14 protein-coding genes, 1 tRNA gene and 1 pseudogene are annotated in these 16,560 nt (G+C 53.2%); 1 reads left to right on the forward strand and 15 read right to left on the reverse strand.

The genetic code is table 11. From position 1 onward, the window contains the following. Positions 1-233: 233 nt before the first annotated feature. Entirely contained in the window at positions 234-1,211 is a 978-nt protein-coding gene (locus JK208_RS03250; protein ID WP_211574350.1) for an LLM class flavin-dependent oxidoreductase, read from the reverse strand. Between the two features lie 329 nt (positions 1,212-1,540). On the opposite strand from JK208_RS03250, the gene fucP reads away from it, so the two are divergent. Continuing rightward, positions 1,541-2,875 carry an L-fucose:H+ symporter permease gene (fucP, locus tag JK208_RS03255; protein WP_211574351.1) on the forward strand — a complete coding sequence of 445 codons (1,335 nt, stop codon included), beginning with the start codon at positions 1,541-1,543 and terminating at the stop codon, positions 2,873-2,875. 756 nt (positions 2,876-3,631) lie between these two features. Here the strand turns inward: fucP and JK208_RS03260 are convergent. From JK208_RS03260 to JK208_RS03325, 14 genes and pseudogenes are all read right to left on the reverse strand, one after another. Beyond that, positions 3,632-3,973: pseudogene (locus JK208_RS03260) on the reverse strand (transposase); the annotation flags it as partial. Positions 3,974-4,165: 192 nt separating this feature from the next. Next, positions 4,166-5,143, reverse strand: a complete 978-nt coding sequence (locus JK208_RS03265) for a DGQHR domain-containing protein (protein WP_211574352.1) — start codon at positions 5,141-5,143, stop codon at positions 4,166-4,168. After that, positions 5,140-5,757, reverse strand: a complete 618-nt coding sequence (locus JK208_RS03270) for a hypothetical protein (RefSeq protein WP_211574353.1) — start codon at positions 5,755-5,757, stop codon at positions 5,140-5,142. The genes JK208_RS03265 and JK208_RS03270 overlap by 4 nt, the downstream gene beginning before the upstream one ends. A gap of 91 nt (positions 5,758-5,848) precedes the next feature. Beyond that, positions 5,849-8,632 carry a MobF family relaxase gene (gene mobF / locus JK208_RS03275; protein WP_249201918.1) on the reverse strand — a complete coding sequence of 928 codons (2,784 nt, stop codon included), beginning with the start codon at positions 8,630-8,632 and terminating at the stop codon, positions 5,849-5,851. Beyond that, positions 8,632-10,527 carry a type IV secretion system DNA-binding domain-containing protein gene (locus JK208_RS03280; protein ID WP_249201919.1) on the reverse strand — a complete coding sequence of 632 codons (1,896 nt, stop codon included), beginning with the start codon at positions 10,525-10,527 and terminating at the stop codon, positions 8,632-8,634. Before JK208_RS03280 ends, mobF begins: the two co-directional genes overlap by 1 nt. After that, positions 10,524-10,889 carry a hypothetical protein gene (locus JK208_RS03285; protein ID WP_249201920.1) on the reverse strand — a complete coding sequence of 122 codons (366 nt, stop codon included), beginning with the start codon at positions 10,887-10,889 and terminating at the stop codon, positions 10,524-10,526. The genes JK208_RS03280 and JK208_RS03285 overlap by 4 nt, the downstream gene beginning before the upstream one ends. Positions 10,890-11,096: 207 nt before the next feature. After that, positions 11,097-11,678, reverse strand: coding sequence for a hypothetical protein (locus JK208_RS03290; RefSeq protein ID WP_211574354.1), 582 nt, complete (start codon positions 11,676-11,678; stop codon positions 11,097-11,099). Between the two features lie 106 nt (positions 11,679-11,784). Beyond that, the gene (locus JK208_RS03295; RefSeq protein WP_211574355.1) at positions 11,785-11,991 is read right to left on the reverse strand and encodes an AlpA family transcriptional regulator; all 207 of its coding nucleotides are present in this window, start codon (positions 11,989-11,991) and stop codon (positions 11,785-11,787) included. Positions 11,992-12,119: 128 nt separating this feature from the next. Next, positions 12,120-13,193 carry a hypothetical protein gene (locus JK208_RS03300; protein WP_211574356.1) on the reverse strand — a complete coding sequence of 358 codons (1,074 nt, stop codon included), beginning with the start codon at positions 13,191-13,193 and terminating at the stop codon, positions 12,120-12,122. Next, positions 13,194-14,357: a site-specific integrase gene (locus JK208_RS03305; RefSeq protein WP_211574357.1), complete on the reverse strand. Its 1,164-nt coding sequence runs from the start codon at positions 14,355-14,357 to the stop codon at positions 13,194-13,196. It lies immediately after the preceding gene. Between the two features lie 136 nt (positions 14,358-14,493). Next, a tRNA-Ser gene (locus JK208_RS03310) sits at positions 14,494-14,584 on the reverse strand. Positions 14,585-14,602: 18 nt separating this feature from the next. Beyond that, positions 14,603-15,259, reverse strand: a complete 657-nt coding sequence (locus JK208_RS03315; protein ID WP_211574358.1) for a phosphoribosylanthranilate isomerase — start codon at positions 15,257-15,259, stop codon at positions 14,603-14,605. After that, on the reverse strand, positions 15,256-15,966 hold the full coding sequence (gene pyrF, locus JK208_RS03320; protein ID WP_211574359.1) for an orotidine-5'-phosphate decarboxylase: 711 nt from the start codon (positions 15,964-15,966) through the stop codon (positions 15,256-15,258). Before pyrF ends, JK208_RS03315 begins: the two co-directional genes overlap by 4 nt. Before the next feature lie 8 nt (positions 15,967-15,974). Then, complete coding sequence (locus JK208_RS03325; protein ID WP_211574360.1) at positions 15,975-16,307, reverse strand: lipopolysaccharide assembly protein LapA domain-containing protein; 333 nt, start codon at positions 16,305-16,307, stop codon at positions 15,975-15,977. Between the last annotated feature and the right edge of the window lie 253 nt (positions 16,308-16,560).

Below are 16,560 nucleotides of genomic sequence, written 5' to 3' on the forward strand. Positions count from 1 at the left end.
AAATACTTATTGTTGCCAGAGACGACACGCACCCGATTAAAGTCCGCAGAGGGCAGGTGCCGCACGTGCAATAACGAAAAAAATGGCTGGATAAATTGACCCGGGAGTGTCGAAGACCGGCTTGCAGCAGTTAGGCTGCCATAAGGAATGTGACCCATGGCGGCATAGAGTTGCTGCACGGTTTTAGCCTACGCTATGTCTCTCAGTGCCACCGCGTGTGCTCAGGTATAGGATTATTTTTCCATCAGATGATGCGCGATGCCACTGAGGGTCTTTCGCCTTGCCTCCTGAGAATATAACGGCGCACCGATCAGGAGTTCATCAGGCCTGTACCGCTCTACGAAAGCGGAGATGTTTTTTGTGACGTCTTCTGCGGTTCCTACGAAGGTATAACGTAGTGTGCTGTCAAGGATACGCTGTTCCTGACTATTCCAGGACACTGACCGAGGTGCAGGAAAAGTCGACGGACGTCCCTGACGCAGAGCAACGAAATGCTGCTGTAGAGATGTTGCCGCCTGCTGCGCTTCGGTCTGCGTCTCCCCGATCACTGCGTTGATGCCCAGCATGGCATAAGGTGACTGCAGTCGCTCCGAAGGCTCAAACCGCTCACGGTACAGCGTCAGAGCCTCTTCCATCAGATCAGGAGCGAAATGGCTGGCAAATGCGAATGGCAGCCCCATGATGGCGGCCAGATGAGCGGAGAACAGGGACGATCCCAGCAGCCAGACCGGTATAGTCAGCCCCGCGCCCGGAACGGCAAAGACTGCCTGACCCTGTTCCGGCTTTTCAAAGTAACGCAGCAGTTCGAACACGTCCTGTGGGAAGCGGTCAGCAGAGGCCGGATCACGACGCAGCGCGCGCATTGTGGCCTGATCGGAACCGGGCGCCCGTCCCAGCCCGAGATCGATCCGGCCCGGATAAAGGCTTTCCAGCGTGCCGAACGCCTCGGCAATAGCAAGCGGGGCATGGTTTGGCAGCATGATCCCGCCTGCACCCACCCGGATGGTTTTCGTAGCGCCTGCGACATAGCCGATTACGACCGCAGTCGCAGCGGAGGCAATGCCCGCCATTGAGTGATGTTCAGCCAGCCAGAAACGCTTGAAGCCCAGACTTTCCGCATGCTGCGCAAGATCCGCACTCCGATGAAGCGCCTCGGTCGCCGAACTGCCTTCGGTGATGAACGCGAGATCGAGAATTGAAAGAGGAATCATGTGCAACGCCCTGTCAGCAGTTTGCCCATACAGGTGGGGTGAAGTGTGGGATGTGCCAAGCAGAAAGGGCCAACCTTCTAAAACTCGGGGGACGCCCTGCTCCAACCTCAGAAAAGATGGCTACCGATACATCCCCGCGATCCTGGACCTCCATACAACGTGCTCTCCCCAAAGAAGTCAGAGCAGAGAAAACACATAAAATACCTCTTACAAAACATTTTATATGTGATATTCGAGATAAATATAACGAACACAATGATGAAGTGATGACCTCACGCCGAGGCGCCAGTTCTTATCTTTAGCGATCAACAAATTCTACGAGGCAATCCGTGGCCAAGTCCGATCCCGTCGTCCAGCTTCCGGATGGCTTTTACCTGAACCGCACACCCCTGCTCGCTTTCGGCCTGCTCTGCTGTCTGTTTTCACTATGGGGCTGTGCAATGAGCCTCAATGATGTGTTGATCGGGCAGTTCCGCAAAGCCTTCATGCTGTCGGATTTTCAGTCCGCGCTCGTACAGTTCTCGTTCTATATCAGCTATTTCGTGCTGGGCATTCCAGCCGGTATGATCATCAAACGCTTCAGCTACAAATGGTCGATCCAGCTGGGCTTGCTGCTTTATCTCATCGGCTGCTGCCTGTTCTTTCCCGCTGCCCATTTCGCGACGTATCAGATTTTCTTCGTAGCGCTTTTCGTCGTGGCGGCAGGGCTGGTCTTTATTGAAACTGCGGCTGATACCTATTGCACCCTGCTCGGCCCTCCGGGGCGCGGTACCCAGCGCCTGAACTTTGCCAGTGCTTTCCAGCCAATCGGCGCCATTCTGGGATCCAGCATGGGAGCCTACCTGATTTTCAGGGATGGCGATCTTTCGCGTGAACAGCTCTCCGCCATGCCAGCGGCTCAGGCGTGGCAACATCAACTCGGCATGATCCATGCCACTCTCGAGCCATATGTTTATATTCTCGGAGTGCTGCTGGTCGTCATGATCGGCATTGGCATCACGCATTATCCGGCCTGCAAGGGGCGGGATCAGCACAAGAAGCACGCCCTTGATACGACCGGTGCCCTCAAGCGCCTGTTCTCCAACAAACGCTTCGTCCTCGGTATCCTGACGCAGTTCCTGTATGTCGGCGCACAGGTGGGCGTCTGGAGCTTCATGATTCGTCTCTCCATGAGGCTGGGACACATCAACGAACGACAGGCCTCCGTATACCTCATCCTGTCATTCTGTGCGTTTTTTGCTGGCAAGCTGGTCGCCAACTTCTTCATGCGACATGCACGCCCTGCAAGGGTCCTGTTCATCTACAGCCTGCTCTGCATTCTCGCACTGGGGTACGCAGTGATGGTGCACGACTTTACGGCTGTCTATGCGGCCATCCTCGTCAGCGGACTGCTTGGCCCCTGCTGGCCTACCATTTACGGCCTTACCGTTGATGAACTTGGTCATGACCGTGCTTACGGCGGATCCATTCTGGTAATGAGCATCAGCGGCGGCGGTATCCTTCCGCTTCTGCAAGGCTATATCTCAGACGCTACTGGCGGGAACATGCAGCTTGCATATATCGTTCCGATGGGATGCTTTATTGTGATCGCGATGTTCGCAGCATACTGCATGAAAAACACAGGTGAAACGGCTGCAAATACCGTATTCGATGCCACGCTTTAATGACGTCATATGCCGGAAAAACTTCCATACGGCGTTCGAACACGAAGCCATATCGCTTCGTGTTTGTGGCACCTTTGGTTCGTCTCTCTGGTTAAGTCCTGTCTAAGTTCTCCTGTGTAAATCCAGATCTTCTATTCTAGGCGCAAAGCGATAATTGAAGAGAGGCAGGATCCCTTCGTGTGTCGAGCATGCCTTCGCCAAACAGAAGGTGTAGATGGAACTGTTCGTCCGGACCGTCGGCATTCCCCGGCCTCTATGAGGATCGGCTTGGTCACCTTTCTACAACATACGCCGATTCTTCTGGTGCGGCCTTGCTTACGCACGGTGATGTTTGTCAGCACTGATACCCCCATTCGTGCTTTGTTTGCTATTTGTTCTTTTTTGTTAACAGACACAAACTAGATGGGGGAAAAGGGCAGATTTGGCTGCCCTTGGTCAATAACGATCACTAATGGTGGGGGTATCACTGGCGGAGAGAGTGTCTTCCATATTATATCAACAATTTATTGATTTTACTATTAATTTATAATTTTTATTCTAAATTATACCACAAAAATTACCACTGAAGCATATTTCGCAACTCTCCTTTCGTGAACTTCAACGTGCAGCGCGCATGACGGTCCTTGCGGGATAGTTTGGACGGGTTGTCCTGTCAGTCTTTAAGAATCTGTTCTGCCCGGAGATCCGCCTTCTCGGCATTCGTATTGCGCTGCTTTGCGCAGGATCGCGTCAAAGCGATTGAACAGTCTTTACCTGTGTCAGGCGTTCACGGAACATCCAGATCGTCTTAGTATCCGGCACCCGATCTGAAAGCCCCAGACCAAGAAAGTGCATGAAGGAGAGGCGATCGTTGATCAGATACTCCGTCCGTTCATTGGACAAATTGTTCAGCGTCTGGATCACCAGGATTTTGAACATCAGTACCGGAGCAAATGGCGGTCGTCCGCCTCTGCTCCCGTCTGAATACGCCAGACCCAGCTCCAAATCCGGACGGAAGACTTCAAAATCCACAGTCCGGGAAAACGCTTCGAGTTGATCACCAAGCCCACTCAGCCGGGCAAGTCGTTCTTCAACATCAAAGAAGCCGCCCCGCGTTATAGCGCCACTCCCTCAATCAGAACCGGAGGAATGGAATCACAGAGCTGGCCTCAAAAGCAGAGGGTTTTTCGAACCCTCCACCTCCCCGGTACGAAACTTTCAGCTTTCTCACAAAGAAACGGCATTTCATTTATCCGTATTACTCTCGAAAAGCTCATTTTAAAAATATTTGTCTGGAGAAGCAGTCTTGTTTCAGTCAAATTTTATATTTTTTACAATTGTTTCTATTTGCTTCTGTACGTCTATCATTGCAGAATTACCTACCCCCACAGGTATCTGGAATTCTTCTTCAATTTTTTTCATCAAACAATTGAAGAATGCTACAGAAAGATCTTTTTGAGAGTCCCCAATTTGAATGATTGTTGACATAGCTCGCATCATGCCACCGTAGCCAGCCGTTTTATAAAAATAGCTCACATTTTTATCTGATAAATTCTGCTTCAATGAAGTGAAACAATTAAATATTATCTTTCTTATTACAGCATCCTGCTCATCTAAATAATATTTTTTAAATGACCCACTTCTTATTTGTTTCTCAATACTACCAGAAAAGGCAGCTTGAGATAAGCTTTCACTTTCATCCATTTTTTTTCCAAGAATTTTTATTTTTTTATAAAATGGAGATTCACTATCATTGTTTAATGATACAGCTATTTCATGACAAGTTTTTTCTATTGATCTTTTGTCATCCAATCCGAAAAGATCATACATTAAAGATTTTGAAACCGGTTTTTGGTTACTATTTATAGTGCTAAAAATTTTTGCTTGAGAATAAGGGTCTATATCGAAGCAAAAAACAATTAATATACTAGTGCTAAATCCAAATTCTTGATAAGCCCTTTTTATACCAAGAAGTCTATGTTGCCCATCTATAACCATTCCTAAATTGCCGTTATCAGAAATGTAGATTTTCCCATTGTCAAAATGAACAACATCTGAATTTGCAGCAATAATAATTGGTGTAGGAAATATTACATCGACTTCACTGCAGAATTTAGAAATATTTTTAATTTTTCCTTTATCTTCGTCTCTCTGAATCCCAAATTTAGGATCTTCTGATCGGCGATTTATTTCCACTCTATGTATGAAAAAAGTCGAAAGCATGACGCATGCGTAAAAAGTGCCTCCCGGCTGATCGTAAGGAAGACAATCAAATGTTAAGCTGCTCATAATTTAACACCATTTGCGCTATTCGTAGTGTTGGATTTTTTAGTCAGATCGTTTGCTTGTGCATCCCAAGCATTAGTAGCTTCTTTCGCACTATTTTGAATTTCCTCAGTGAACCACAATATTATTGAAACAATCAATGAAAAACAATATAATCCCCAATGCCAATGCTCCCTTACATTTGAATTTATTCCGCCATTATACTTGAAATTCATATAAAAATAAGAACAAATCGACAATAATGATACAGAAATTAGTATTAAAATTGATTTATAATTACTGTTATTTATATTTTCACTTGATATATATTCTTTAACCAAAAAGAATAATCCAGCAGAAAGTATGGATACAGCGCACATTATAAAATCACCACTATTTTCCATTTCATTTATTGATTTAATGATATCTTCAGAACTCCAATTCGTATTTAATATATTTAATACTATAGGAGCTTGCCCTGCGATAATTATCAAAAAAAGATACCAAATAAATATATACTTTTTCTCATTAAAGCCTTTAATTAATTTTTTCATAATAATAGCACCTCTCGAGTTAATGGTTTTATATAAAATTTCATTTATATATTTATTTATATTTTCTTTTTGTATTTTTATCATTAGATTATTTCCATTTATATTAATGTATTCCAATATGGTATAGGGTGATCTGGAATATTGCATAAGATTGCAGCAGGCTCAATAACTTCGTTTATATAATAAGACTAAAGTCTTGCACCCTCCCTCGCTGGCCGAGCCTCTCGATCAGCGAGGCAGATTTGTGCTGATTGACGGCATGTGCAGCGATCCCGACACGTTCCTGAAGCCCAACTTGCATTTCAAATCGGTTATCCGTGTAGAGCACGCTCTCTGCCTTGGCGCGTGAGAGGGCCACATAGAAGCTCTTCTGCTCCAAAAGATGCGTGGCCGAGCTCTCCGCATTGGCAAGCACCCGATCCGCCGTTCGTCCTTGGGCCGCAAAAGTTGTGCACACATAAGCATGAGACAGATGCCGGTCTCGTGTGCGCTCCAAGCTGATCGTCTCAATCCGGTTGCCTTGGAGTTTGACGCGGGCAAGCCCTCGGTCTGCGTCGATTGCGATCACCTCCCCAAGCTGCCCATTCATGCGCTTTGCCGCTTTGTCGTTCCGCGTAAACTGCACCCGATCGCCCACGCGAAGCTCTAGCGCTTCCTCACGATAGACCTGGGCCTGCGCCGCTCCCCATTGCCTGGGATGCCACGTAAGCTCTCGCCCGCGCCCGTCTTGAAGCGTGATCACATTTCTCGCCTCATCCGCCTGGATGACTCGATAGGCTCCATGCCGAGAGATGCCCTTATCCGTGTAATCCTTGGCAAAGCGCACGATATCACCGAGTTCATAACTCTCCGCCCGCGTGGCCTCCGCTTTGGTGAGGTCCTTGGAAACGAACTTCGTCGCGTTGAGCACCTCTGCGCCGAGCTGATCGCGCTCTATCAGTTTTTTTCGAATGTCCTGGGTCAGGCTGTCACGCCCTTCTCGCGAAGGTTCAATCACCAGCGTTTTCTGCCGTTCCTCGGTGCTAAGCGCCGCATAGTCCTCGGCAATCTGCGCAAACCGGGCTTCGCGATCAGCAATCTCCACCACACGCCCACCGCCGCGATCCAAGGCTTCCAATGCTTTCTTGGCGTTCCCCTCCAAGCTGGCCTCGACGGCCGCTTTTGTGTGCACATTGGTCTGGCGCAAGATCGTCGTCAGCGTGGTCGTTTCCATGCCTGCCTCTTGGAGCTGTTCAAAAGCGGCTCCGGCTTCAATGGAGCCAAGCTGTTTGATATCGCCCACCAAGAGCACCCGCGCCCGATGGCTCTGGGCGGTGTTCAAGAGCTTCGCCATGTCTTTGGCAGACACAAGCGACGCCTCATCGACAATCCAGAGCTGAGGCTGGGAGGTCGGTCGACCGGGGGCCAGAAGATGCCGCGCCAACGTGTCGGCCCGACTGTCGAGCGCATCCCCCAACACCTGCGCGGCTGAGGCGGTCGGGGCCAGGGCTGTGACGCGATAGCCTTGCGCTTCCGCACTCTTGGCCACCGTTGCCAAGACCGTCGATGTCTTGGCCGTGCCTGCATAGCCTTGGAGGCCAACGATCTGATTGCTGCTCGTGAGGATCTGCGCGGTCGCAGCCCGCTGCTCTTCATTCCAGGCGTGCCCTTTGAGGGCTGAGCGTTGCTCGGCTTCAGCCACGGCTTTGCCAGCCTCAAGGGGGGAGAGGATGGGCGCGGCTTTCTGCCGTCCGTTCTCTTCAAGCCGCAAGAGCGTCATCTCGTTTGCGATATTGGCCGCCGTCGTCATGCCCTCAAAAGCCGCGCCCCGATAATCAAGATAGGTCCGTCTCTCTAGCCCGCCAGCCGTCTCAGCCCGCGTGATCGCCTCAGCAATCTCGGCCTGACTGACCGAGCCAAGCGCAAAACGTCCTGCCGCCTCATGCAGCGCAGTCGTGGCAAAGACAGAATTCCGCTCGCCCAGCATCGCCGCCCCTTGAGCAACTGCCTGATCCGCTAACAGCTCCCGGCCAAACAGGTTGGGGCTCTCTTGATCGGCTTGCGCCGCCAGGCGCCCCTGAGCCTCTGCCACAAGCTGACGGCGCTTTTCTTCTGTCAGTCCGGCTGAATCTGCGGCCTCTCTCCAAGCCTGAACCAGTTCAGCCTGGGGCACGGCCTCTTTGGCTTGGCGAGTATCCAGCGCGATCGTCTGTTTTTCGGCCGCACTGGCCTGAGCGCGCGACTTTCCACGCTCCGCCAGTTGTGCCTCGATCGCCTGCGCTCTTTGGCTAAATGTCTCCAAGCTCTCAGGAGAGAGACTGGCAATCTCAAAGCTTGAATCTTTGCCTTTGGTGATCTCGTAGCCCAGCTGTGTCACCTCATGCGCTAACTCTTGGCGATAAAGCGCACCCAGCTGCTTTTGGAGTTGATACAGAGCCCGTGGTTCCAAGCTCCGCCAATGGCCGTCCTGGTCCTGCGTCATGTTCAAAATGACGTTGTGGCTATGGAGCTGCGGATCGAGCGCGCGGCTGGTCCCGTGCCGGAAGCTTGCAATCACAAGGTTCTGCGTCACCTCGCGGCTGACCGTCCCATCTTCTCGGATGCGGGTCGCCGCCAAGTGCTGCTCGGCAAGGGCAAGGGTGCGCTGGACCGCCGCCTCATGGGCTTCAATCAGACGACGATCGCCAGCTACTTCCGCCATGACCGATACGGACTTTGGCGCACTGAAGGTGAGATCCCATCCAGGGCGATGGCTCCATTCTCCATCGCGCTGCGTGCCCAGGCGCTGATCTTTTGTGATCTGTCCATGAAGGAGGCGTGTAAACGCCTCCTGATCGACGTCTCCAGAGAGGCCCAGCTCAGCCGCACCTTTTCCCAACCAGACAGACGGCGCAGTGCCATCCTCAGAATAGTAATCATCGGCCTCGTAATAGGCGCTGGCTTGCGCCGCATTGGTCAGCCCGGAAACGGTCGCCACCATCAGACTGGCCCCCGATCACGCGCGGGTTTGGGTGGAACGGCTGATGTCGGTTTTTGCGCCGTCTTGGATGGCGTTTTCTCACGGGCGGCGTCTTCACGCACAGCATTCTGTCTGTCTTGTTTGCCCCAGAATGTTTTGGCGGGGTCGATCGCTTCAAAAGCCGCGGCTTTTGGAGCGCCACGGGCCGCAATATGGTCTGTGCTGAGTGTGATGCGCGCCACTGGCAGGCCATCAGGGAGGAGCAGATAGCCGCGCCCAGGTGGCAAGCGGAACTGGCTTTCCATGACAGCAGGCCTGACCTCCCGTCGAGAACTTACAGTGATCTGGGGTTTCCGTGTTTTGGTGTCCATCACGCCCGAGACGGTTTGGATCTCCACCTCGACCTTGCCGATTGTAGCAGAGGCGCGCTCTCGGCTTTCCGTATCCGAGAGCTGAAGAAACAGCTTTGTGTTGCAGTTGCCCAAAATGGCTTGGGCATCTTGTTCACCGTAGCGGCTACGCATTTGACCGATGGTCTGAAAGGTCAGAATGACCGCGGCCCCGAACTGTCGGCCTTGGGGTAAGAGGCGCGTCATATTGTCAACGCGGGGAAGATCCGGGAATTCGTCGAGCACAAACCACAAGCGCCGCGTGCTCGAGGGCGGCAAGGCGAGAGTGGCCGAGGCCGCACATTCGAGCCAAAGTGCCATGAGCGGTTTGACGGCTTCGAAGTAATCTTCCTTACGCGGCACAAAAACCCAAGGGGCGCGTGTTCCGCCTTTGTACTTGTCCAGGCCGCCGAAGAACGCAGCAAAGGAAAAGCTGGCCGCGCCCGGTTCCGGCTCAGCCCGCAGGAACATCAAAAGATTGACCGCCTTGGCGAGCATGAAGAGCACGCTGGCTGTGGCGCGTTCTGCATCCTGAGCAAAGGTCCGCGCTGAGGAGGTATGAGCCAGCCAGTGGCCCAGCTCCTCGCTCGTCATATATTGCAGTGCCTCGATCAGCGCGGTCGGTGTTCCGCGTTGTTCTTCCCAAAGCTGGCGCAAGATATTGGCAACCAGGATGCGCGCCGTCTCTAACCAGACGTCTCGATCCCGATCTCCGGTCTCATTAATCAGGTAGCGCGCAAGACGCGCTGCATCCGCCGGATGCTGGATTTCGTCGAAGAGGTTCCAATAAACCCCGCGGGCATCAAAGGGGCTGAGAATAATGTCACCCCGTACAGGGTTATAATACTGAGCGACAAACGCGCCGGAGATGTCATAGACAATCGCAGGCTCACCACGGGCTTCGATGCCATCAAGCATCTGACGCATAGCCGTGGTCTTGCCGGACCCGGTCGAGCCATCCAGCTCAAAATGGCGAGTTTCAAAGCCGCGCGGGACCGGCACTGATCCGATGAAGAGTGGCGCAGGGTCATCGGGGTTGGTCGTGGCCTTAGCGAGCGTTTGGGGTGAGACCAGTTGCGTTCCGCTGATATAGCGATCCGCCAGCTCAGCAGCGGCTTTACGCTGTCGTTTGTCTTTGGTCAGCCAAAGACCCGCAATCGCGGCACCTCCACCCAAGATCAAGCCGATTGCGACGCGCTCCAAAAGACCGATCATGCGCCCCCGGAGCCAAGGCTCGCTCAGAACTTCTTGCGCGCCGGTGTCGTAGGTTTTGCCTTCAATACTCACGTGCATGGGCACGTCTTTGCCGGTTATGGCCATCACCGGACGTTGGGCTTCTGCACGCAAAAACGCTCCTGACAGACGCAGTGTCTCGCGTTGTGTCGTGGCGAGCCCGAATAAGAGTCCGCTTACAAGCGCCACGAACAAGATGATGAGGAACCCCTGGCGGGCGCGGGCGCCGCTCTCGGCGCGTCGAAGGGCGCGCAAAGCTTGAGCATGAGCGCGTTGGTCAAGATCATTGCTCATGAGGCGTCTCCGGCATGAGAAAGCTGGCGCTGAAAAGCCGCCGTGATGTCATCACTGAGTTGGGTGTCATCGACACGGGCCGGAGTTGCGGCGCGGGCATAGACATAGGCAGCGCACGCCACATAGAGCGTGCGCTCTGTGAGGCGCTCGACATGGGCAAGGCGCGCGCTGAGCGCTCCAAGCTCTCGCGCGATCTCGTTGAGGAGTGGGGTTTGGCCGCGCTCTTCGATTGCGCTCGCGAGTCCGCTGCGAACGCAGAGCTGTAAGAGTGCATAAGGGGTCAGCTCGCGAGCTGCCGCGTGCTTGCGTAGAGCCTGATCGAGCGCCCTTGGCAGGCGCAGAGTGTGCTGGACCGTGCTCATGGCTGCACCTGCCCGTGTAGGCCATCCGCACTCTCGGAAAATCTAGGCGTTCCAAGGTGTCGAACAGAACCGCCGGATGTGTAGGCGGATCGCACGCGCTGAAAAGCGCAGCCCCAAGCCGCAGGCCAGTGCGTGGGGTGTGTTCTTCTTTCTGTGGCCCGAGACAAAGTCTCGGGTCGATCGATCGGGAGAGAGACAGGCTGTCGTTTAGACATGCTGACCTCCTTTGGATGAGGAGGTCGAACGGCGCCGCTTCTGTGTTTTGGCCGGTGTAGGCCGTGTCTCTAATGAGTCTGGATGAAACACGGACGCCGTGTCGTCAAGGAGCGCGTCGAGATCGACTGTTGGGCCTGGCGGATGGAGGGGCTCAGGGGCAGGCTCACGCTCGTGGTACTCCGCGACCCAATCGACGATCGTGTTTTCGATGGCGATCTGGATCTGTTGGTCCAGGTCGTGGGCGTCTTCTGGCGGGAGGCGAACATCGAAGCCGGGTGTCTCAATGATCGCCCCTGTTGGGCGGTAGGCTTTGCCATGCTTCAGCAACGGGCCGGAGATGACGCAGGTCGATGTGGTGCCGAGATAATAGGCCAGAGGGGGCATGTCGTAGCGAAACCAGTGCGACGTGGCGCAACGGTAGCTCTCACCGATTTTGTCATCAGTGATGAGCTTCTCAATGATGGGGCCAACCCCCCGCAGAATACGGGCAGGCGCTTTGACCGAGAGGGTCTGATCAGAGGCGGGCAATAGCCAGGACTGAAGGCGTGCAAAAGCACTCAGGAACACGGGCATGCGAGATCCTTTTCGCATTCGAGGACGCAAATTCATGGAAGGGTGAGAATGTTCGGGAGGTCTGAGGCGGTGTGGCGCTTAACGACGCAGGCGCCGCCTCAGGCCGTTAACGGTAGGATTGGGTCGGGAGGCTCTTGAGCCAGTGCTCGATCTCGCCAGAGCGCCATCGGACGCGGCCTCCGCCGACCATAATCGGTAGCGGGATTTGGGAGCGCTTCATCAGGCGATAAATGCTCGATCGGCTGCGATAGCCCGTCATGCGGAGCACATCATCGATCGTGAGGAGGAGTGAAATGGACTGATTGGTGTTCATGCATTGCCATCCTGTTTGATTGGGTGCCTCCAATCTCTAGGCAAATGCGTTTTTGAAACGCCACAAGCTACTCTTACCATACCCAAGAAACGCAATTCGGTAATGAGTAATGCAGACTTATCAGTGGGTTAGTTAGATATAGAGGATTGATCCTTCAGGCCCATTTCCTTAAACGTCTCAATGCGATACCTGACATAATCGTGGTCTTTGGCGTAACCAAAGAACTTGCTCAGGCTCTGTGTGGGATCGCCGTTTCCCTCTGCCCCCTTGGAGAGCCATAAGGTTGAAAAGCCCTCTCTTTTCTGGGCTGTCGTCAAGGCATTAATAGCAACTCTCGCTAGGAATGCCCGCTGCTCCTGACCGCCCCGCAGCGGAACGGATTGATCATATTCAAGCACTGCGTTGAGTGCACTTCTCACCTTAATGGCGTCATCGTCGCGCCATTTCCCAATGCGTATGAACGTTTTACAGAACTCTGTACGGAGCTCAGGGGGAATGGAGTGCCGCCAATGGCTCTTCAGGCGATCTCCTTCCGACTCAATCGTTCTTTCATCCGCGAATGTAGCTGGCTCATCTAACTTCAGCGAAGGTGAAGTCTGCACGTAAATCGGTCGGCGAATACCCGAAAAAATATTGCGACAATCTGAGAGAACAAAGTGCCAGCAGTCTGGATTATTCATCAATAGAAGCGGACAAAACAGGCTTTTAAAAACCCGGCTGGACATCTCGCTTTCCAATTTTTCACCGTCAGGGGCACGGAATACGGCTTTCTTGGATAACGGCGAAGCCGTCACGAAATACGCCCGCAGACTCCCATTGCTGAGTTCTTGTATTATTCTTTTGGCGTCTTCGGATAAATTAAGATCAGGAATAAGTTTAGAGAACCATTGATTGCCTGACTGCACCAATCTGAGTAACGCACAACATACGCAAAACAATACAAATGCTATCGCAAATATATTGAACAATATGAGCTTCTGGTAAGAGGGATCAGTCGGAAGTTTAAATAAAACCCAAAATGCAGATGCGGAGATGATCAAAGATGGAAATCCAACCGCCCACCTAAAAAAATCTAACCTTTTTACAGTTCTAAATAATCTGTTTATTTCGTGTTTGTCCTTTTCCAGATCCTCGGAGGAGTTTGAATTTTCTTCATAAAATTTCGGCAGAGATTTAGCCACAAGTGAAGGCAAATGAGACATTTAAAGTGTCCTGCTTGGCTGTTGGGTGGAGCAGTAATCCCCCCAAGATGTCATCATAACCCGCCGTTTTTCTAAAAGATTTCCTCGGCGATAAGCAGCTTCGACCTTGTTTCCGATCGCATGAGCCAAGGCCATTTCGGCGATATCGCCATCAAAGGTGGTTTCTTCTGCCACCCAGTCGCGGAAAGACGATCGGAAACCATGTGGGACGGCTTCGATCTTGGCGTCTCGACAGATTTTAGTCAGCGTCATGTCCGACAGCGGCTTCGCTCCTCGCTGCCCTGGAAAGACCAGAGGGCTCCGCGCCTCCCGATATGCCGCAGCTTTGCGCAGCAGGGCAAGTGCCGGTGGGGAGAGGGGAATGACATGCTCCCGGCCTGCCTTCATACGCTCAGCCGGGATCGTCCAGAGGGCATTCTCGAGGTCAATTTCATCCCACGTTGCACCCCTGACCTCGCCAGAGCGTGTCGCCGTGAGGATCAGGACCGACAGGGCTAAGCGACCGATCGAATCACCGTCTTTGAGATAAGCCAGAAATTGCGGAACCTCCGCATAAGGAAGTGCCGCATGATGAATTGGCTTGGATTTGATTCGCGGGAGAGATTTGTCCATTGCTGCGAGCGGCAACGGTAAGGTTCGGTAGCCTTTGCCAATAGCCCAATCCACGACGCTGCCAATGCGCTGACGGACCCGGCGCGCTGTTTCGGGCTTCTCAAGCCAGATGGGCGCAACAACATCGCGCGCATGATGTCCGTCGAGCTCCGAAATGGAGAGGTCACCGATGATGGGAAAGGCGTAGCGCTCCAGCGTGGACAACCACTGGGCACGGTGTTTCTGATTTTTCCAACTCGCCTTGTTCTCGGCGAAGACCAGAGAGACGGCTTCGCGGAATGTCGGAATACCTGCCTCTTTGCGGCGCTCTGAGACGGGATCAATTCCGACCTCGACCTGCATCCGTGTTTTAACAGCGCGCTCCCGAGCGAGGGCCAAAGGCACCTTCTTGACGCTGCCTAAGCCGATATCCCGTCGCTTGCCGTTCTTCTGAACCCTGCAAACCCAAGATTTGCTGCCTGACGGCGTCACGACGAGATAAAGCCCATCACCATCTCCATAGCGTCCAGGCTCTTTGGTGGCCTTTACAGAGGTCGCTGATAACCGGCCCATCTATTCCCACACTCCATACCACGCGTGATGTGGGATACAGTGCAATTTGATGAGTCGGTATGCAACACGCAATGAGAGGATATCCGCAGAAATCCGCCACTTGTGATATTAATTAAAACTGTATTGTAAGGGTGATTGGCGGAGAGAGTGGGATTCGAACCCACGGTACGCTATTAACGTACACACGCTTTCCAAGCGTGCGCCTTAAGCCGCTCGGCCATCTCTCCTGTCGAGCGAGGCGGTGTTTACGAAAGGTTTGACGTCAGATCAAGCCCCTTTCGGGCATTTGCTACAAATTTTTCAATCAGTTCAGCAGATTTATAGCCCGGGGAGGCTTCAACTCCTGAGGAAACGTCTACTGCCGGGGCCTGACTTTCCCGAATTGCGTTCTGGACATTCTCGGGGGTCAGACCGCCTGCAAGCATCCAGAATGAAGGAGAGGTCCAGTTTTGCGTCAAGGACCAGTCAAAGGTTCGACCAAGCCCTCCCGGACGGCTGTCCCGGGCCTGTTTCGGAGCTTCGATAACATATCCTGACATTTGTGGATCTGTCGGTAGGTCAGCGCGTGAGGCGATGCCACAGGCCCGCCAGACAGGACGTCCAAAGCTGGACTGGATTTCGAGCGCGCGGTCAGCAGTATCGTAAATCTGCAGGATATCCAGCGGAACTGCCTTCAGAACCTGTTCTATCGATCTGTCATCTGCTCTGACAAAAAGGCCAACACGAAAGGGGCCGTTTTCCTTCGTAGATGGTGCGCTATCGTGCAGCCGTGATGCCTGATCGGCCGTCACAACTCTGGGGGAGGTTTCGCAGAACACGAACCCGACCCAGTCCACTTTCAGGCGCGCACAGAGCGCCATCGTCTGAACGTCCCGAATACCGCAGATCTTGACGCCCGTCATACGCTGGCGAGGTCTTCCATGATGGCTCTGGCAGCCAGAACAGGATCGGCGGCTTTCGTGATGGGCCTGCCGACAACGATCCAGTCCGCTCCTGCCTCGGCAGCCTGAACAGGGGTCATGATCCGTTTCTGATCGTCAGCCGAGCTGCCAGCAGGACGAATACCGGGAACGACCAGAATGGGATCGTCACCCAGAGCATCGCGCAGAGGGGCTATTTCATGTGCAGAGCAGATCAGACCATCTGCACCGGCCTGAACAGCCAGCTTTCCAAGCCTGAGCACCTGCTCCTGAGGCGTTGCATTCACACCGGTCTCAAGCAGACCTTCCGCATTCATACTGGTCAGAACGGTAACCGCCAGCAGTTTCGGGCGCTGTGCCTGTTCGGGAAAGGCCGCTTCAAGAGCTTCTCTGGAGCGGGAAATCATTTCCGTGCCACCACTGGCATGGATGGTCGTCAGGGTCGGCTTCAGCGGGGCGAGGGCGGCAAGACCCGATGCAACCGTATGGGGAATATCGTGCAGTTTCAGATCCAGAAACAATCGATGCCCCTCGGATACCGTTTTCACGGCATCCAGTCCGCAGGCATAAGTAAATTCAAGCCCGAGTTTGATGGCGTCGACGTCGTTTTTCAGACTGTCTGCCCAATGCTGGGCCTGAGTACGCGAAGCAGTATCAAGAGCTACGATCAGTCGTGTGCGGCGCGACATGCTGGAAGTCAGACCTTTGTTTCTGGAGAAGCAACGGAAGAGGAGAGGGGAGATGTCGGGTTTTGCAGGCGGTCGAGACGCTGGTGAAGTTCCACAAGCTGGCTCTCCAGCGTGCGGACATGCTGCTCGGCCCGACGCGCGCGTGAACGCTGTTGCATGTCACCGATCAGGCCGATCAGGAACCCGAGCAAGAGCGCAATCACGCCGACACCCAGAACAAGCGTGCCAATCGAAAGATGCCAGCCGAATGAGACCAGCCAGATAGGTTCCAGATCCGTATTGCTCAGGGCAAAAACGATCAGGACCGCAAGAAGAATAACAAGAATGAGCAATCTGAGCATGAATAAGGTCCTATCGTGCTGTCTGCAGCGCAACAAGGCGTGCGGGCAGGAAGAATGTTTCCCTGTCAGCAGTCATGATGTTCGCAGAGGGACACATCATGCGCCCGTGCTGACCGTTTGCAGGAGGGCGATATCGTTGCCAGCATATCTCAAAAGATCCATGGCTACACGGGGGAGGGAATAAAGCACTCCACTTTTCCCTGAAAACTGAGGAGCTTTTCCAGAAACAGGTCTGTTGGACGAAAGATGCATT

Origin of the sequence: Gluconobacter sp. Dm-74 (genome assembly GCF_018256135.1) — a bacterium.
GTDB lineage: Bacteria > Pseudomonadota > Alphaproteobacteria > Acetobacterales > Acetobacteraceae > Gluconobacter > Gluconobacter cadivus.